A 20,109-nucleotide genomic window follows, 5' to 3' on the forward strand; every position below is an offset into this window, starting at 1 on the left:
GGATGCGTAAAAGGATTTAAGATGCAATCCGCCATTACTGCAATAGGACTTGCAACCCCCCCATACAAGAGAAGCCAGCATGAGATTGCTGAGCTCATTTGTAATGGCTTTGAAATGACTTCAGCAGAAAGGAGATTGGTAAAGGCCATTTATAAATCCTGTGGAATTGAGCAAAGACACAGCGTGTTGAGTGATTATTGCAAATCCTCCGGGGAATTTGAGTTTTTTCCCAATGCATTCAATGAGCCATTACCCAGCACGGCCAAGCGCATGCGAATTTATAAAGAACATGCCTTAAAATTGGCTTTATCCGCCATCGAGCAATGCCTGCAACAAATTAAATCATTCAATAAGCAAGACATCAGCCACGTAATTACCGTCAGTTGCACAGGTATGTATGCTCCAGGTTTGGATATCGAAATTGTGCAGGAGCTAGGTCTTAATTCCACTTCAAGGCGCACCGCTATTAATTTTATGGGTTGCTATGGGGCATTCAATGCTTTGAAAATCGCAGACAGCATCTGTCAAAGCAATGAAAATGCAAGTGTGCTTATCGTTTGCGTTGAAATATGCACGATTCACTTCCAGAAAAACCAGGAAACAAAAAACATTATTTCAAACGCAATTTTTGCCGATGGAGCGGCGGCAGCACTTATCCAAAGAAAACAAGGTAACAACAGTCTTCAATTAGAAGCTTTCCATTGCGATTTGATGCCTCAAACCAAGCAAGAAATGGCTTGGCATATTGCTGATTTTGGTTTTGATATTGATTTAAGTGTTTATGTCCCAGACGTGATTCGCTCAGGAATTTCAGTGTTTGTTAATAATTTGCTAAACAAAGCCAATTCGTCATTTCATGATATAGATTATTATGCAATTCATCCAGGCGGAATTAAAATCCTTCAGGCTTGTGAGCAAGCGCTTAACATCACCGAAAAGGACAATGAACATTCCTATGCAGTGCTTCGTGAATTTGGCAACATGTCCTCATCAACCATTCTGTTTGTGTTAAAGCGCTTATGGGAATGTTTAAGCAACAAGGATAATCAAAAAACAATATTTAGCTGTGCCTTTGGTCCCGGCCTCACCCTTGAATCCATGTTATTAAGGGTGAGTTACTGCTAGAAAAATTATCTAACTTGTTGCATTAAATAATTGTCTTCATGTCGCTCAAGTCTGCGCTTTCAGTTTCCTTCTCCTTATTGGCAGGCTTGAATAATCTTAAATTTGCCCCTAAGACTTCCTTCTCTTTAACCTGCTCCGGAATCACCTCGGCGGTAGAGCCAGTGGGTGTTGGGGTTTGCTCATTGAGCTGGTTTGTATTTAATGCTTCCTTTTCCTCGGGTTCAGCAAAATAGTCTTCAGAAAATTGCTGGAGTAAGTCATGATTCCCTTCAAGAAAATGCATGAGTATATTGCGTCCCCGGGGATTTTTGGCTAGCCAAAATAGCAAATTGGTTTTTTCCTTTGTTTTTCGATCAATGACAGCTTTGTGCAGATCGGCGTTGGTAATACATTTTGAAAAAGCCTCATTGTTGTTAACTAACAGTTCCAGGATGTCTAATCCTTCTTCAGATTGGGCCAGGGAATGTATGCAAAAAGCACCGGATTCAGTCTCTGTTTCTACTACATTTGTCCAGGCCAAAAGAGGGATTTCTTTGAGGTAATCTGGTTTTAACTCGAACAATGTCTTAAGGAAAGCAATGCCATCCTTAGTGCTGCTTAGAATTTGTAGGGCAGTAAAATTGAATCCAACTTTAACGGATAAAGTGATTGGTTTCGCCAGATCCTGAGCAGGAAGAAACTGTACAAAGGAATGATCTTGACGAATTTTTTCATGCAGCGCAATCCGCCCGACAAATGTTAAAATCATAATATAATAAGGTGTAGCAGATTGTGCCCCTTTGACAGCAAGCAGGCGAACCGCCTCGATGTTGCGGGAAATAAGCTCATTAATCAGGTGTGGGTATTTCGCCGCTATCTCGCTGATTTTGTTTAACCCTTTCTGATTCCGTCCAAGACAGCTTAAAATGCAATTCGGCAGTATGCTTACCTCACTCAAATGAATGTTTTGTCCAACCAATGTTGATGCGCTAAGTTGTTTTTCGTATTCAGAGTGTAAAAATACATTTAATAAATCACTCTGCTCGTAATGATAGGCAAACCAATACAATGGAGAGGTAACTGCAAACATTTTAGCTTCAAGAGTTAATGACTGGACTAAGCTCGTATAGGGTATCTCATTTGGCAAATTGGGGTTTTTTTGAATCAATACTCTTAAAATATGATGCCCTAGTAAATCTGATGATAGAAAATAAAAAGCTGAAGTGCTGGCGTCTTTCCCAGCAGTTTTTCCACGCAGCTGTATCAAGCTGTCAATTGAAAAATGTTCACTCAGTCTTTCGTTTAGCTCAAATAATTCCTTGAGCAATTGCCGCCCGTCGGGCTTGGTCGTTAACCAATAAAAAGCGGAGGTATTTACATTAGATAAGCCGATGTCTTTGAATTCAGCTGATGGTATAACCAGCCTCACCAGATCATCTTGCTTCAGATTTTTGGCTATTGATTTGTTTAGACCCAATAAATTTTTTAAAACACCGCGTCCTTCCTCAGTCGATGATAACCAGTATAGTGAGGAATCTCCTTGCGTATAATAGCTTTCGATGGTTGGATCACCTAAATCTTTAGCTGAAATGTAATTGGCCAATTCCGGGTTTATTTTTAATAAATGATTGAGCAAATAGCAGCCATCAGCACTGGTACTTAGCCAATACAATGCAGAAGCATCACTGCTGCTTCGCCGAGTCAGTGCATGAGCCAGGCTCTCTGGAGAAATGCAGTACAGGATCTCAGGCTTCAATTCAAATATTCTTTTCAAGATAAATTGAGTTGAACTGTTCAAAGAAAGCCAATATAAAGCGGAGTTGGCCACTGGTGCACTTGAAAAGATGGAGTTTATCAACTCCTCAATGGGTAAATCTGTGATGAGTGATGGATTTACATCAAGCCATTCACTGAGTAAATTCACCCCATAAACACACAGCCAATAAAAAGGGGATGTATTTTCAAAAATTCCCTTACTCTTGGAAATTTTCATAAAAACCGATGCTGGTACATCTTGCAGCATGGGATTTTGCTTTAATAATAAGTGAAGTAACTTCATTCCGCCGAAGTGTAAGTCAGCCGTAAAATGCATTAACGGGTAATTGCTGTCCTCATTGTATGAGGTAGTTAGGTCAGCGACGGTGAACTGCTTTGCTAAATTTGAATTGTTAGATAGCAACAAAATTAAGATCTCACGCCCGTGGCCTTCTTGCGCCAAAGTCAGAAAAATTGTGCTTTTCGTTTTCCCGTAAGAATATTCTTTAGTCAAGTCTTTGGCAGAAAAATGCGAAGCCAACTCAGGGATGTAATTCAGTAATTTCCCTAATAATTCTTTTTGAAATAAATTTACCAGAAGAGGTCGGCCATCAAAGTCATCTTTTAACCCCTCTGCTATCAAACTGGTAAATTTCGGATGCTGCTGCAATACAGAAGCCAAGAGTCTGATGTTGTCTTCATTTTTAATAAAATCAATAAACCCGCAGGAATTCTGACTTGCTGAGCGTTTGAATAGATATTCCTTTACCTGGGAATCATTCAGCAATCTTATCAATGTCTTTTTTGAATCAATTTTTGGCCATCTTAATTCTGTAGTTGCAGCTTTATTCCTGTTAACAGCCTGAGATTTAGCCTGCTTTTTAGTGTTTAACTTAATTTCTCTAGGTTTCACCTGGTCTTTAGTGGCTTCCTTATTATTGGCCTCAGCACTTTGCAGTTTCTGCTTTTCAATTTCCCTGGCAATGTCTTCATTGCCACGATCACGCTGTTTTTGTGCTTCCTGATGCCAGTCTATTTGCGTATCTTGCCCGAGGTTCATTATTGAAGCCGACTCATGATTCACATGAGCTTTTTGCAATAAATTACCGAGATGAGCTATGGGTTTTAAATTTTGAACAATAATTAAATGATTTTTTGCCCTGGTAAATGCAGTAAAAATTTTATTAAATAAAGGGCCGTAACTTGCGTTTCTTTGTCCCTGTTTTGCTCGATGCACGGGAGCAACAAAATCGTTTTCTTTAAGTTTATCTTTTAGCAATGCATTAATGTGTTTAAATTCTTCTTTATCAAATAAACGATATGCAACCACTGTTTTGTACTCAAGCCCTTTAATCTGTTTTGGGGTAAACACCAGAGGCGTTTGAAATAACTGGATGGCTTCTTCTTTAAATTCTTTGTAGGTGACTACCACAAGCTCTTTTTGCCGGAGAGTTTGTAAGCTCTCGGTGGATGAGTATTCAAGCCATTCGACAAAACCGGGTTCAGCTTTTGCGTCTTGAGAGGACGAAATGACTCTGAACTCTTTTTTATCAGCAATTCCTCCCGTGAAACTATTTTTAATATCAATGATTTTATTAGCTAGCTCCACAATGCATGGGTGACAACGATAAGTAGCACTTAAAGCAAAATGCTCTGCTTTATAGTGACCCCCGCTGAATGCATGCAATAAATAATCACGTTTTGATTGCTCATCTTTTAAACTCTGGTGCGTGTCCATGCAGGCAACAATTTGATATTCTTTGACTAATTTACCCAAATTGTTCAACTCGCAATGGGATAGATCCTGCGCTTCATCAACCACAATAAAAGAATACAAAGAGTTGACAGTTGTTGAATAAAAACCAGGGTCAATGCGTTGGGTTCCTTCCAAATAGAGCAAATAGGCCCGTGACATTTCCCAAAGCCATTGTCTCTGTTCCGTATTGTGAATCAACGATTGCCGCTCACCCAACTTCAGGTATTCTTCTGAAGAGTAAGCAGTAAGAATGCGCAGCTCCCGATAAATCAGAGAAATTTGTTGCAAAAAATTAGGATTTACTGCGGCAGAATCATTGCGCTTCTTTTGTTTAGCCTTGTATTGTTTAAACCACTCTTGAAAATGTGCCTTGCCAACAATTTCTTTCTTTGAAAACTCAAGATCACACTCGCTTAACAGCTCTTGATATGTTCGAAACTGAACCGACTTGGGTGGAAGATTTTGAGCAACAGGTAATTCCTGCCAACCTGCCTCAAGCGCTTTTTTTAGTGGTTCAGATTGGGTAACGTATAAAATAGGACCATTTTCATAGGCCAGTTGATTAACTGCTTGTTCCAATAGCGACAGTGCCACACAGGATTTACCGGAGCCGGGCGGACCACTTATCACTGCCGGTAATGTTGCACCTCTTGCTACTTGTTGTTCATCATTAAATTCGATATACATCTGGTTGTAATAAGCAATAGGTGCGTATTGGAGGGGAGTGTTGTCAGCAATTTTTTGCTCGGATAAAGGGACCTCGGTTGTAGCGAGAAAATCTTTCTGCTCAATGTGATTCGTAATTGTCTCGGCATTTTTTTCAAGATAGTTCTTCAAGACTGCAGGTTTCAGGAATGGGCATTTGTTATAGTCATGGTTTAACACCACATCCAAAAGAACTAAAAAAGATTGGCCATCTTTGTTCACTGTGGTAAAAATCAGGCGGTCGCTTTTGTTAACTCGCACACTATAAACACGGTATCCCTGTAACTTTTTTAAATCCAAATCGGCTGATTTATAGTTTCCCTGTACCAGTTTGTTAATGATTTCATGATAAGGTGCGAATCGCGAGGCATCGCCTATGATACCCTGCCAATAATAAACTTTACCCACAAAGAACACTCACTTTAGCGCAAAAAGTGATTAATTTTAACTCTAAAAGGACAAAAAATGGATGGGTAAAATTACCCAGGGACTATTTTGAGCTTGTTAAATTGTTCTTTCAATGAAAAAAATATATATTTTCCAAGCAAATAAACGACAAACAGATTATCAGTAGCCAGTTATTTAATAAAAATAAAATAAGCAATAGAAACAAAAAGGCTGTATTTAATCAGGTAATACATGGCTCTATTGAATTGTTTTAACTGTTTGCCGATCAGACGTATTTTATATCCGTATTGAAATAATTGGTTGATGATGCCGACTTGTTCAATAGGAAGATTCTTACTGGATGCTGCTTTCATTATCGTCTGGCTGAAAATCTGGTTGAGTTTAATGGCAAAATAATTTCTCAAAGGGCGTTGAATGTCACAAAAAAGAATGAGCCTATCCTGATCGGTTTTGTTTTCGGCGCTATGGATATAAGTTTCATCGAATAAAACAGCCTGGCCATCTTGCCAAAAATAACTTTCACCATCTACATAAATACAACATTCCTCGCTATTTGGCGTAATCAATCCTAAATGATAACGTAAGGAACCAGCGTAAGGATCACGATGCTTGTATAAAAAACTTTGCTTTGGTAGCAAGGTGAACATAGCCGCATTAATTGAGGGAATCTGTTGAATTATCTCCAAAGTTTTTGGGCACTCAGCTAAGGCAGATGGCATGGGATCGTTATACCATTTGAGGTAAAAACGTTTCCAGCCCCGTCTGAAGAAAGAGTTAAAACCAATGTCGTCGTATTTTGTAGAGGCGCTAATATAGGATTTTTGCATCAATGCTTCTGCTTCTTCGCGGATGATCTGCCAGTTGTCCTGTAATTTTTGTAATTCTGGGAATGTGCTTATATCGATAAAGGGCGTTTTAGGTACAGCTGAAAAAAGATACATAATGGCATTAATTGGAGCCAAAAGACTCGAATGATCTGTAAGTTGCCGCAACACACCCATACGCTCTTTACCACGTAAATGAACATATATGATGGACAAGATGTAACTAAGAAGTAACAGGGTTTTAAAATTTAGAGCGTGAGGCCAATTCATCAATATCTCCATTTGATAATTCAGCGAGGAATGCCTTCGGAATAGTTCCTGGCTGCTTAACTGCAGCTCAATGATTTCCTTAAGAATTAACTGAAATCTTCGGATATAGACTATATTAACAAGTGGATTGTAAAACAAGACTTATAATTAGATCGTTAAAACCAATCGAATAAAATCCGAATAATGAGTTTTATCCTTAAGCCTAAATCGGAAAAAATTGAAATCGGGCAACGGAGGCACCCCTGGTGGGAGCCATGCCGGATGATATTTTTGACCCCAAGTCACTGATCAAGTTTCGACAGCCCGTGTAGAGATTGAAGAAATACATCAGGAAGTGTGCCGAGCTGAATATTGAACCCATGTTTACCGGTATTCCAGGATTGATTATTGAAAATGTGCAATCACGTGAAACGGTCACTCATGCACAAAATTGGAGTGGGAGGATGCAGGTTTAGGGCCGAAGAACCGCTGAATGAGGAGATGAAGCGCAATCAGGGTACCAACCTCCGGTCCTTTTTAAAGGGTTTGATGGTTGCGCTTCTGTCTCGGCCATTTTGGCTAACTTGATGACGCGCTCACTCCTGTCAGCTTGTGATAGGCAAAGCTAAAAACAGGTGGAAGTAACGAAATGGCAATAATGGCATAAATGACTAAAGTGAAATTGTTTTTGACAAATGGCAATCCACCTACAAAGTACCCCAGGCAAAGAAGACTACCTATCCAAAGTACAGCGCTGGCTATGTTATAAGCCAAAAATTGTGAATGCCTCATTAAACCAATTCCAGCGATGAACGGTGCAAAGGTGCGGATGATTGGCATAAAACGCGCCAAGATAATCGTTTTGCCCCCATGCCTCTCATAAAAGGCATGAGTTTGCCCTAAGTATTTTTTATTAAGCAAGAGAGAGCCTTCTTTATTGAATATTTGAGGGCCAATTCTTTTGCCAATAAGATAATTGACTTGATTGCCAAAAACTGAAGCCAGGGTAAGAAGCACCATTAAAAAAATAATATCCAGGGATGCGTCTGCCTGAGCTGCCAGGCTTCCACTGGCAAACAAGAGTGAGTCACCAGGCAGAAAGGGAATAATTATTAAACCGGTTTCACAAAATATTATGAGGAATAAAACCAGATAAGTCCAAGTTCCATAAGTGGAAACAAAGGAAAAAAGATAACCATCAATGTGTAAAATATAATTGAGTAATTGCTGTATGTGTTCCATTACTTCTTTACGCCCGTTCCTAGAAAGCTCTAAGCCCTAATAATACATCATATGGGGCGGTATTGCGGAATTCTTTCTTACAGTTTTATCCACAATCGTCCTCTTTATATTTAATTTAGCAGATCTCAGCGCCACTGGAATGTGATTCCATAGCTAATAAGGATTGTAAATCAGCAATATTGAGATTTAGAAGACTATGATTTTAAAGACTATTTTTATTTTTTCATAAACTTTGTTAAAGTCTAAAAATAAGGATGATATGCCTGAATAAATCGATGAAGAAAACCGAGCAATTACTTAATTTATCTGAAACTGAGATTCTTTCCTGCCTGCCTTGTGGTCTTTTGATTTTAAATGCGCAGGGCAGGATTGTTTGGTTAAACCCAGCCGCTGAGGCCTTATTAGGAACTAATCTGAAAGGAGCAGCTTGGAGGGATATTATTCAACAGGCTTTTGCTCCTAAAGAAGATGATGGCCATGAGGTTTCGCTTGTAGACGGCAAGAGAGTCCGCGTAGCCATTTCTTCCCTTTGTGATTTACCGGGACAATTGGTCACCTTAACGGATTTAACCGCGACGCGCGATTATGAACAGGCGAAGGCTAATCAGCATCGTTTGATGGAAATTGGGCGAATGACTGCCCAGTTGGCCCACCAAATTCGAACTCCACTGTCTTCGGCTATGCTTTACACCGAGCATTTGGCAGCACAACATTTCGAAGATGCTCGCTGTTTACAATGGATTACTCGCCTGCATGAATGCCATATTAGCATTGAGCAACAAATTCAGGATTTGTTGTTATTCGCCCGTGGAGAAAGCATTAAGCCGACGATGATGCGTGTTCAGGACTGGGCAGCTCAGCTTTTAGAAAGAGCACAGCCCTTATTGACCGCCCAATCAGCAGAGTTGCTGATCCACAATGAATTGGGAGAAACAGAAGTTTGCTTACATCCCGAATCCTTAACCGGAGCCTTATTAAATCTTATTATTAATGCCTTACAAGCAAAGGCAAATCAAATTACTATAACTATGGAGCCCATTCATGAAAAAGGCGTGCAGATAAAAGTTACGGATAACGGCATAGGCATGTCAGAGGAAGTAAAATCACAAGCCTTTTCACCTTTTTTCACAACAAAAGCCCAAGGTACCGGCTTAGGCCTTGCCGTCGTGAATGCCGTTGTAAAAGCACATGGAGGTGAGGTGGTATTAGACTCTTCTTCGGGTCAGGGTAGTTGTATCACAATCAAACTACCAGGATAATGGGTACTTTAGAACAAGGATTTTACCTATGAGTGACGTGTTGATAGTTGAAGATGATCCAGTTTTAAGGGAAGCATTGGCTGAAACAATGAACCTGGCTGGGCATTCCTACTTGGCAGCAAAGGATGGCAAAGAAGCCCTGGCTATGCTCGAACGGCACAGCCCCGCTATTGTGCTAAGTGATATCCGCATGGATAAAATTGATGGTCAACAACTGCTTGCAGAAATTCAGCGTCGCAATCCTGGGGTACCGGTTATTTTAATGACTGCTCACGGTTCCGTAGAGGATGCAGTAACGGCGATGCGAAATGGTGCCGTAGATTATTTACAAAAACCATTCAGTGCCCATTCTTTAACCGAAAAAATAAATCGCTACATTAAACCCCTTCCTACAGATGACGATTCTCAACCGGTGGCGCAAGATCCCAAAAGCCAAGCTCTATTATCCATGGCGTTAAGAGTGGCTCAATCGGACGTAGGAGTCATGATTAGTGGTGAAAGTGGAACAGGAAAGGAAGTTCTCGCGCATTTCATTCATGATCACTCTCCCCGAAAACAACAGCCTTTTATTGCCATCAATTGTGCGGCGATTCCTGAGCAAATGCTGGAAGCAACATTGTTTGGCTATGAAAAAGGGGCTTTTACTGGGGCTTATAAATCCACCCCAGGTAAATTTGAACAAGCGCAAGGTGGTACTTTACTCTTAGATGAAGTCAGTGAAATGCCCCTCAGCTTGCAGGCGAAGCTCTTAAGGGTTTTGCAAGAAAAAGAAGTTGAACGGATTGGTGCGAATAAGCTCACTCAGCTCGATGTGCGAGTTTTGGCAACAAGCAACAGGAAATTGCTTGATGAAGTCAAAGCAGGACGGTTTCGAGAGGATTTGTATTATCGTTTAAATGTATTTCCCTTGCACTGGTTGCCTTTGAGGGAAAGAGCTTGTGACATTATCCCCTTGGCCAATTATTTAATACGCCGCCATTGTCAGAACAGTTATCCCTTAATTCCTGTCTTGAGCGAAGAAGCCAAACAGGCATTGCTAAACTACAGTTGGCCAGGAAATGCAAGGGAGTTGGATAATGTCATTCAAAGAGCTTTGGTTTTGCAAACTCATGGAGAGATTGAAGTACCTCATTTGCAATTACCCAGGGAAAGTGGAGAAGAATCAAACCTCACTATTGTTGAACCTAAAAAGGGTGAAGCTAAGAGTTTGCAAAATTATGAGTTTGACCTAATTGCTCAAACTCTGAAGGAGCATGGTGGTAATCGAGGTCAAGTGGCCGCCATTCTTGGTGTTAGCGAGCGAACTTTGCGATATAAACTGGCAAAGATGCGTGAAGAAGGATACCAAGTGTGAATGTTGTCACTCTTTATGGATAGCAGGAGAGGCAAATGAGTGAAATAAATACAGCTTCAGTATTGAACCAATTGAGGGTACTGGCTGCGAAGGCAGAAGGAAGCAGCGTCGAATTTAATTCACCTGGAACTGCTTTTTCAGATTATCTGCATAATGCTTTAGGTGAGGTAAATCATTTGCAGCAAGGCGCTGACAATCTTAAAACCCGGTTTGAACTAGGTGATAAAAGTGTAGGTGTCGGGGAAGTAATGGTTGCAGCCCAAAAATCCAGTTTAGCTTTTGAAGCCACCTTACGTGTTCGAAATAAACTTGTGCAAGCCTATCAGGATATTATGAACATGCCTGTCTAGAGGATATTTTGTTGGATATTTTTTAGGAATAAATTTAAATTGAACAACAAGCTTTGATTCTGAATTGCTCACATTGGAACCGACTAAAAGTTCAAAAGAAAGGAATAGCAGAAGAGAACCCTATTAGTTTCTTTTCTTAAAGTACAGGAGTCTATCATCATGGCATTGGCAAAGAATGCTGCAGCCGCTGCGGAGAGATTGGCAAGTTTATCTATTCCAAGACAGCTCGGTTTTATGTTTGGACTTGCCGCATGCGTCGCAATAGCTGTGGGAGTTGTATTATGGTCTCGTCAGCCAAGCTACTTACCTTTATTCAATGAAATTAGTAGTCGAGAAGCGGCGGATGTTGTTGAAGTGCTTGAAAGGAATAAGGTTGATTTTAAAGTCGATCCCAACCAGGGAGTGATTCTGGTTGCCGCGGACGAGGTTCAGAATGCCCGCCTTAAGTTAGCGGCTGCAGGTTTACCCAGAGGGAATAATGCAGGCTACGAATTGCTTGCAGAAAAAAATGGCTTTACAACCAGCCAATTTATGGAAAATGCCCGTTATAAACAAGCATTAGAAATCGAATTAGCCCGCACAATAAGTCAATTCCATGATGTAAAATCTGCTCGCGTTCATTTGGCTATCCCTCGTGAGTCCGCTTTTGTCCGCGATAACCGGAAGCCGAGCGCCTCTGTTTTTATTGATGTCTATCCAGGTGTTGAAGTAAAGAAACAAACCATCGCATCGATCATTAATTTAGTGGCCTCTAGCATTCCAAGCCTTTCGGCCAGTAGGGTGACTGTGGTTGATCAAAATGGTCAGTTGCTTAGTGAAGGAGCGGGTCAGAACCTATTCAGCGAGACAGAGCGGTTTATGGATTACAGACAAAGTCTTGAGCAGCAGTATGTCCAGAAAATTCAAGATATTTTAACACCTATCCTTGGTTTTGGACGTGTCAAGGCAAAAGTGGCGGCCGATATGGATTTTACCGCTTTCGAACAAACGCAAGAGGTCTTCAATCCCGAATCTTCTGCCGTTCGAAGTGAACAGACACTCGAGGAAAAACGAAATCAAAGCAGCGCAAGTGGGGTACCCGGAGCATTGTCTAATACGCCTCCTGCCAACCCAACTTTACAGCAAAATAAAAATGGCAATAACAATGCCAATAATAATAATAATAAACCAGGGAACACTAATCAGGCCTCAACGGAAAGTGGAGATGTTCGTTCTCAAACCACCAAAAATTATGAGCTGGACAAAACAATTAGCCATACCAAAAATCAACCTGGTGTTATCAAAAGGCTTACAGTTGCGGTTTTAGTGGACAATAAAACTGAATTAAATCCGCAAACAAAAAAAATGGAAAATAAACCATTGTCGCAAGCTGAACTGGATCAAATCAAAGTTCTGGTTGCAGATGCCATTGGGCTTAATCCAAAACGAGGGGACAGCCTAAATGTAGTAAACAGTCATTTTGTTAAACCTGAACCCATCCCACCTCTTCCAGACCTCCATTTCTGGCAAAAAGACTCCTTCTGGTCCATTGTTAAACAAGCAGGAGCTGGATTTCTAATTTTGGCTTTGATTTTTGGAATTTTTAGACCTCTTTTTAAAAATTTGCTAACTACTCCTAAAGAAGAAATTGCTGAGATAGAAGACAGGGAATCTAATCAGGAAGGACAAACTCTTCTACCTCATGCCAATGATTATGAATCTCAGCTTGCTCTTTTGCGTCAGGTAGTTGATAAAGAACCCAAGCGTGTGGCGCAGGTAGTAAAAACTTGGGTGGAACGGGGATAGGTTATGGATGGAATTGAACGTGCAGCCATTTTGCTATTAGGAATGGGTGAAAAAAATGCTGCCGAAGTATTAAAGCACCTTGAACCAAGGCAAGTACAAAAAGTCGGCATGGCTATTTCAACTATGAGTAGCGTCAGCAAAGCGAAAATGCAAGGGGTTCTTGGTGAGTTTTTAAATGCCATCGAGGATCAAACCAGCCTTACCGTGGACGCTGAAAACTATTTAAGAACGGTGCTTATTAATGCCCTGGGCGAAGAAAATGCAATGCCTTTTATTGATCGCATTTTGGTATCTGACAAAGACAGTGGGCTTAATCGGCTTAAGTGGTTGGATGCGCGATTAATCGCTGATGTGATAAGAAACGAACATCCACAAATCATTGCCACCATTTTGATTCATTTGGATAGTGAGCAATCGGCAGAAGTGGTCAGTTATTTCTCTTCCGAAAAAAGGGCGGAAGTCTTGTTGCGCATGTGCACCATTGATACGGTGAAACCGGAAGCCATTTCGGAGTTGGGCCACGTCATTGAGCGCCAACTCAGTGGGCAAAAAATGGGTAAAACGGCTTCGGCCGGGGGTATTAAAAGCGTGGCTGACGTGATCAATTTCCTCGAAGGTTCAGTTGAAAACGATGTGCTTGAGCGAATTGAAGAATGGGATGTAGAACTCTGCGAAAAAATCAAAGACAAAATGTTCGTCTTTGAAAATTTGGTGGAGATGGATAATCGAAGTGTGCAAACCCTCTTGCGGGATGTATCGACAGAACAATTGATGCTGGCTTTAAAAGGAACAACTGAGCCAGTCAAAGATAAAATTTTTAGCAATATGTCTAAACGTGCAGCTGATTTATTGCGAGATGATCTGGAAATGCAAGGACCTGTCAAAGTCAGTGAAGTTGAAAAAGCGCAGCGGGAAATTTTAGCGATTGCCAGAAGCTTGGCTGAAGAAGGAAAAATTGCTTTAGGAGCCAAAGGCGGTGAGGAAATGATTTAAGGATGGAGCAATCCTGTTCATACAAAGTCTTAAGCCTCCGCACAGGATAAGGAAAAAGGATAAAATGACCAATGATTTCCAGCCGCTTTATGAACCAGAGGATAAAGAAACCTTTGACGTTTGGGAGTTGAAAACCTCAGAGCCTGTGGTGGTAGAGGACATAGATCCGAATGAAGAACTTCAAAAAGAATGTGAGCGATTAAGGGAAGAAGCAAAAAAACTAGGTTTTGAGGAGGGTATGCAGCAAGCGGCTTCTGAATTACATAAAATGCGTCAAGACCTTTTAGCGTGGCTTGAAATTCTTCAAAAACCCGTCTTATTGCTGGATGAGCATCTAAGTTATGAACTGGTACAAACCATCGCGTGGATTTGTGAGCATTGTATAGGAATCGAATTGTCTATCCATCCTGAAAAGCTATTAACTTTATTGGAAGAAATTAAAAAAGAACTCCCCAGTTTACAGGAAAACAAACAGCTCCTGATGAACCCTCAAGATGTAGAATGGCTACTTAATGAGCTCGATGAAAAACAATCCTCAGAATTAAACAATATTCTCATAGCAGATGACAACCTGCGCAGAGGAGATTTTTATTTAAAAAGTGCTTACAGTGAATTGGATGGACGGATTAAAACAAGACTTGAGGAAATTTTAAAGAAATACCTATTGGAAGACAATGGAAGTGAAGGTAAAAAGGATAAAGATTTGCAATGATCATCTATCAATCCAAGCTCGTGGGAAAATTGAAAAAAATAAGGGCTAATCAAAGTTCAGGGCTTTTGCATTGCGGTCGCATTAGCCGCGCTGTTGGTTTAACCCTTGAAGCACGTGGCTTTCATCAGCCAGTTGGTGCCAGATGTTGGGTAAGAGTTAACCACAACCAAAGAGTAGAGGCTGAAATCGTTGGATTTGATAGTGAAAAAGCTTATTTGATGTCTATAGGACATACCCAGGGAATAGGACCGGGTATGCTTATAATTCCAAGTGGGAAAGTCGCGCAAGTTGGCGTCAGCTATCATTTATTAGGACGTGTATTAAATGGAGCTGGATCTCCCATGGATGGAAAGGGAGAGGCGGAGGTCTCAGAAAGTTATCCTTTAATCAGCAAACCGTTTAATCCTTTGAAAAGGGCTGCAATTGATTGCCCTATGGATGTGGGCGTCCGTGCTATCAATGGCCTACTGACTGTAGGCCGGGGGCAGCGTATAGGACTTTTTGCCGGCAGTGGTGTGGGTAAATCTGTGCTCTTGAGCATGATGACACGTTTTACTGCAGCCGATTTAGTGGTCGTGGGTTTAATTGGCGAGAGAGGGCGTGAGGTCAAAGAATTTATTGAGAATAATCTCGGTGATTCTGGTTTAAATCGAGCGGTTGTAATTGCTGCTCCTGCTGATGAAAGCCCGCTTATGCGATTGCATGGTGCCATGGTGGCTACGAGTATTGCAGAATATTTTCGTGATCAAGGTAAACATGTTTTACTGCTCATGGATTCGCTCACCCGTTTTGCACAAGCTCAGCGGGAAATTGCTCTCTCTATCGGTGAACCGCCTGCGACTAAGGGTTACCCTCCCTCCGTGTTTGCTAAATTACCCCAGCTTGTGGAGCGTGCGGGCAATGGCAAACCGGGAAGTGGTTCAATAACTGCTTTTTACACGGTGCTGACTGAAGGGGATGATCAGCAAGACCCTATTGCTGATGCGGCCAGGGCCATATTGGATGGGCATATTGTTCTTGATAGAGCCCTGGCTGAAGCAGGGCAATTTCCCGCCATTAATTTAGAAGCTTCCATCAGTCGATTAATGCCGTCCATTGCCTCACCAGCTCAATTGGGGCAAATGCTCACGGTAAAAAAATACCTTTCTATTTACGAAAAAAATAAGGATTTAATTTTACTGGGAGCTTACAGCAAGGGCAATGATAAACAATTGGATAAGGCCATTGCCTATCGTAAACAGATTAATGATTACATTGTTCAGGGGATGAACGAACGAGTTGATTTTCAAGAAAGCCTGGATTTGCTAAATATTTTAGCCAGGAAATTGGAAGATGAATCTTAATGGATGCACAAAAAACCAGATTAATGAGGCTCCTTGGAATAAAAGAGCAAACAACCAAACTTGCACTGGGTAATTTAGTTCGAGCTCGTGAGCAATTTATAGCAGGTAAGATGCAACATGAGAAATTGCTTGAGTACCGGCGTGAATACTTAGAACAATTAAACAGTTTAGGGAACGCAGGTTGTAAGGTTGCCCACATTCGAAATCGTTTGGATTTCATTAATCAATTGGATCGCGCCTTGGGTCAACTAGCTCAGCAGTTGGCTCATCTGGCTAAACAAAGAACGCATTTCGAGCAACTTTATTTTCAAGCGAAATCACAAGAAGATGTAGTAAAATCATTATTGGAAAAGCTCGAAAAGCGAGAAAAAATGAAAGAAAATCGGCGAAATCAGAAAGAAAATGATGAGTACGCACAAAAGCAGTGGTATAGTAAAAGCTCTATGATTAATTCGAACAAACGCGGTGAATAAATTTTTGAAACGTTGCTGGATGCCTTTAGCTATCCTTATTATTACCGCCGCGGTAATTTCAAGCCTTTTTCGGGCATTAACACCTTGGGCAACGCAATATAAGAGTGAAGTAGAACAGCACTTATCTACGATATTAGGTGGTCCTGTAACCATTAATACCATGGAAACAGGCTGGTATTGGTTTGAACCCGTTGTCAAATTGAATCAGGTTGAGGTGCTGAGTGACTCCAAGTCTGTGCTAAAATTGGACAAACTGCTTGTTGGAATTGATCTGTTTAGTTCGCTTTGGCACTGGCAGATACAGCCTGGTGTTTTATTGATTGATGATTTACACCTGAGTGTGCACCAAACTTCCCATGGCTGGCAGCTCGATGGGTTTACAAATAGTCAAAACATGGCATTGGATGCTGAGAGTTTAAAACCCATTTTCGCCTGGATTCTGGCACAGCAAAAAATAATGCTGAAAAATGTTTCAGCTCAGATACATCTTAAAGATGGCAGCTTAATATCCCTCAAAGATTTAAACCTTGCAATTATTAACCGAGCGGGACGTTACCGCATTAAAGGAACCACTCATCTAGACCAAAGAATCCCCAGCCAATTTGAATTTTTGGCCAATCTCAAATTGGATGCAAATAGCCTCAATAAAGCCTCAGGCCAACTGTTTCTTTCCATTCAGGATTTTTTACCTGAGCAATGGCAAAAATTCATGCCGGAGTCCAGGTTTGAAGTTTCAGGTGGGGGTGGTGATTTGCAAATGTGGGCTGATTTGAAAAATGGTCATTTCCAAACCGTTCAAGGAAGATTTAATTTCTCTCATTTACTGTTAACTGACAATAAAACAGAAAAAGATCAATTTATCCACAGTTTTAAAGCCAACTTAGCTTGGAAGCCTACTGATGAGGGTTGGCAATTGTCAGGAGATCATATTGGCTTACGGCTCAGTGGTACAACCTGGCCTGAAAATTCTTTTGTTTTAGACTACAAGAATTCACAAGACTATTTCATCTACGTCAAAAATATCCTTCTACAATCACTAATGAATATTGCTATACCCTGGCCTGATTCCATGCAACCTTTACTATCCCTGCAACCACATGGGGTGCTTCATGATACGCAGCTTAAAGCAGATGCCAATGGCGTTAATTATGCTCTAAGCCGGTTTGCAAACCTGGGATGGTTGCCCTCCAAAAAATATCCTGGTATGGAAAATTTATCCGGAGTTTTACACTGGCAGCCCAATGAAGGTCGTTTGGAAATTGACAGCAAAGACAGCACGGTTTCCTATGACAACAAACCGCCTATTATCTTTAATCTAATCAATGCTGCCTTTGACTGGAAGGAACTGGATCAAGGTTTTCGCGTCAGCATGGAGCGCTTGATATTGAGTCATCCTAATCTGTTGCTTAGTGCTCAAGGTGTCGCGGATGAAGTATCAGGAAAAGGGATGGGGGCATTGCGCCTTAATGCGCAATTTTCTGCCAATCGTGCTGAAAAATGGCTTAGCTATTTGCCTAAGTTAGCCCAAAAACCCAAGCTCGAGCACTGGCTTAAACAGGATATTAAGCGCATTGAAAAGGCAACAGGAGAGTTAGTAATAAATGGAAATATGGCCGATTTTCCATTCGATAAGGAACAAGGAATCTTTTCTGTTAAAAGCTATTTATCAGGTGTGGAGTTAATTTTTGCACCCAAATGGCCAGTAACCAGACAAATAGATGCTTTTCTTAATATAGACAAGCGTAATCTTGAGGCCAATATCCTTCATGCGAATCTTCAGGGAATCGAGGTGAGCGAAGGAAATTTGCGAATTGATGATCTAGGCCTTGATCGTGAAGTCTTACTCACTCATGCCAAAGCTGAGACTGATGCTAAAAAGGCGATGGTTTATGTGCAGCAGTCGCCACTTAGTAAAAAATTATCCGCATTAAAGAGATTAGAAATGAAGGGGCCTGTGGAATTGGATTTGCAGTTGGAGGCTCCTTTGTACCCCGAAAATGATGATATTTTGGCTTTGGGGAGCATTCAATTCAAAGGGAATAGCGTCAAGGTTCATCATAGTCTCGATGATGTAGAATTAAAGAATTTAGCCGGTCATCTGCAATTTGATCAAGACAGTGTTCTTGGGAGTGATTTACAAGCCAGCATTTTGGGAAACCCAATTAAGCTTCTCATAAAGTCCATACGTTCCCCAGTCCCAGCTACGGAAATTAAAATAAAGGGTGAGGCGGATGCCAAGGCTTTGCGTGAACGTTTTAAACTTCCTTTGTTGTCTTTTGTTCAAGGGGCTGTTTCATTGGAGGGATTGCTTACCCTTACAGACGCCCCGGGAGATCTGGATCATTTACAGATTCAAAGTTCCTTACAAGGATTAAGTGTGGATTTGCCTGCTCCTTTTGGCAAAGATAGACTGGCCTCCAGGCCATTGTTGATTAATATTGATTTTAATCCTGAGAAAGCCATTCGCCTGCGTTTCAACTACGATAACCAATTGAGAAGTGATTTGTGGTTTGCAGGTCATACAGGGGCTTTCAATTTGCAAAAAGGCAAATTGGTTGTCGGAAACCCCGGCTCTGACATACGGGAATCCCAGCATGGCGTGCAAGTTGTAGGCACCTTGTCTAATTTTGATTTGCAAGAATGGCTTAAGCTTAAGGAGAAAATCTCGAAATCAGCAGAACATAATGAGTTGGCAGATGTAATTAGTCTTATTAACATTAAATTGCAGTCAGCCAGAATTTTTAATCTGAACTATAAAGATTTAACGTTTAAAGCTATGAAACTCGATAAAGGGGAGTGGGGAGTCAACTTAAATCAAGAGCACGTGGTTGCGCATTTGCGCTACCACCCTGAGAGCAATAGCATCAGAGGATTGGTGGAAAGGCTGCACCTGGATCAATTTAATCAAAACAGCCTTCTTTCTGAGCGGTCTCTCTCTAAATTATCACCCGGGGAAATGCCAAACCTCGATTTAAGAGTGGCCTCTCTTAAGCTTAGGGATATTGATATTGGCAGTATGTCTCTTAAGACCACTGCTTTAAAAAACCAATGGCAAATCAATTCTTGCAAAATTAAGTCTCCTTTTTATGAGTTTAATGCTAAGGGGGATTGGTCTGCGCAAGGAAAAACTAACACCACCAGAGTTCAAGCCAACTTAGAGATTAATAATCTTGCTAAAGGTTTGGAAAAATGGAATGTTAGTCCGGTGGTCGAAGCAGATCGTGGAATAGTAAAGTTTCAGGGGGAGTGGCCTGGGGCTGTGTATGATTTCTCATTGGCCAAAGTGAATGGTGGCATGGGGATTAGCTTTAAAGATGGACGCATCACCAATTTAAGTCCGGAAACCGAGGAAAAATTAGGTTTGGGTAAGCTGCTTAGTATTTTAAGCTTGCAAACGATTCCCAGACGTCTGAAACTGGATTTCAGTGATCTGGCAGAGGGTGGTTATAGTTTTGATGAATTTAACGGTAGTTTTAACGTTGCCCATGGCGTTATGACAACCGAAGACAGCTACATCGATGGTCCGGTTGCATACGCCAGCATGAAAGGGAGTTTGGATATTGCCAAGCAGTACTATGATTTGGATTTGAAAGTAAACCCGCATATTACGGCCAGTTTACCTGTAGTTGCTACCATAGCTGGTGGGCCTATTGCTGGTATCGCCACTTGGGTAGCAAGCAAACTCATTAACAATGGCATGCAAAAAATCAGTGGCTATACCTACAAAATTACTGGACCCTGGAAGCAACCTGTAGTTCAGCAAGTTAAAATTTTTAAAAAACGAAAAGCTTGAGTGA

The 20,109-nt window shown here is 41.1% G+C and carries 13 protein-coding genes; 10 read left to right on the plus strand and 3 right to left on the minus strand.

Translation table 11 applies throughout. The annotated features are described in order from the left end of the window. The first annotated feature begins 21 nt into the window (after positions 1-21). On the plus strand, positions 22-1,125 hold the full coding sequence (locus EL203_RS04435; RefSeq protein WP_058470328.1) for a type III polyketide synthase: 1,104 nt from the start codon (positions 22-24) through the stop codon (positions 1,123-1,125). Positions 1,126-1,147: 22 nt separating this feature from the next. On the opposite strand, the gene EL203_RS04440 is transcribed toward EL203_RS04435, so the two are convergent. From EL203_RS04440 to EL203_RS04450, 3 genes are all read right to left on the minus strand, one after another. Further along, the gene (locus tag EL203_RS04440; protein WP_058470327.1) at positions 1,148-5,728 is read right to left on the minus strand and encodes a DEAD/DEAH box helicase; all 4,581 of its coding nucleotides are present in this window, start codon (positions 5,726-5,728) and stop codon (positions 1,148-1,150) included. Between the two features lie 170 nt (positions 5,729-5,898). Beyond that, entirely contained in the window at positions 5,899-6,822 is a 924-nt protein-coding gene (locus EL203_RS04445) for an aspartyl/asparaginyl beta-hydroxylase domain-containing protein (RefSeq protein ID WP_058470326.1), read from the minus strand. A 558-nt stretch (positions 6,823-7,380) separates the two neighbouring features. Further along, positions 7,381-8,043 carry a DedA family protein gene (locus EL203_RS04450; protein WP_058470325.1) on the minus strand — a complete coding sequence of 221 codons (663 nt, stop codon included), beginning with the start codon at positions 8,041-8,043 and terminating at the stop codon, positions 7,381-7,383. 275 nt (positions 8,044-8,318) lie between these two features. Here EL203_RS04450 and EL203_RS04455 point away from each other — a divergent pair, with 275 nt between their 5' ends. The 9 genes from EL203_RS04455 (at position 8,319) to EL203_RS04495 (ending at position 20,105) form a co-directional block, all read left to right on the plus strand. After that, the gene (locus EL203_RS04455; protein ID WP_064108331.1) at positions 8,319-9,302 is read left to right on the plus strand and encodes a sensor histidine kinase; all 984 of its coding nucleotides are present in this window, start codon (positions 8,319-8,321) and stop codon (positions 9,300-9,302) included. 28 nt (positions 9,303-9,330) lie between these two features. Further along, a complete protein-coding gene (locus EL203_RS04460) occupies positions 9,331-10,656 on the plus strand; it encodes a sigma-54-dependent transcriptional regulator (protein WP_058470323.1) in 1,326 nt (441 codons plus the stop codon). A gap of 35 nt (positions 10,657-10,691) precedes the next feature. Continuing rightward, on the plus strand, positions 10,692-11,006 hold the full coding sequence (fliE, locus tag EL203_RS04465) for a flagellar hook-basal body complex protein FliE (RefSeq protein ID WP_058470322.1): 315 nt from the start codon (positions 10,692-10,694) through the stop codon (positions 11,004-11,006). A gap of 159 nt (positions 11,007-11,165) precedes the next feature. Next, the gene (gene fliF, locus EL203_RS04470; RefSeq protein WP_058470321.1) at positions 11,166-12,791 is read left to right on the plus strand and encodes a flagellar basal-body MS-ring/collar protein FliF; all 1,626 of its coding nucleotides are present in this window, start codon (positions 11,166-11,168) and stop codon (positions 12,789-12,791) included. A gap of 3 nt (positions 12,792-12,794) precedes the next feature. Next, on the plus strand, positions 12,795-13,784 hold the full coding sequence (gene fliG, locus EL203_RS04475) for a flagellar motor switch protein FliG (RefSeq protein WP_058470320.1): 990 nt from the start codon (positions 12,795-12,797) through the stop codon (positions 13,782-13,784). Positions 13,785-13,848: 64 nt separating this feature from the next. Further along, positions 13,849-14,496 (plus strand): FliH/SctL family protein, encoded by a 648-nt coding sequence (locus tag EL203_RS04480; protein WP_058470319.1) that lies wholly within the window; start codon positions 13,849-13,851, stop codon positions 14,494-14,496. Then, a complete protein-coding gene (gene fliI / locus EL203_RS04485; protein ID WP_058470318.1) occupies positions 14,493-15,839 on the plus strand; it encodes a flagellar protein export ATPase FliI in 1,347 nt (448 codons plus the stop codon). Before EL203_RS04480 ends, fliI begins: the two co-directional genes overlap by 4 nt. After that, positions 15,839-16,312, plus strand: coding sequence for a flagellar export protein FliJ (fliJ, locus tag EL203_RS04490; RefSeq protein WP_058470317.1), 474 nt, complete (start codon positions 15,839-15,841; stop codon positions 16,310-16,312). Before fliI ends, fliJ begins: the two co-directional genes overlap by 1 nt. Next, a complete protein-coding gene (locus EL203_RS04495; RefSeq protein WP_058470316.1) occupies positions 16,305-20,105 on the plus strand; it encodes a YhdP family protein in 3,801 nt (1,266 codons plus the stop codon). The genes fliJ and EL203_RS04495 overlap by 8 nt, the downstream gene beginning before the upstream one ends. Positions 20,106-20,109: the final 4 nt, after the last annotated feature.

The organism is Legionella jordanis, from assembly GCF_900637635.1.
GTDB lineage: Bacteria > Pseudomonadota > Gammaproteobacteria > Legionellales > Legionellaceae > Tatlockia > Tatlockia jordanis.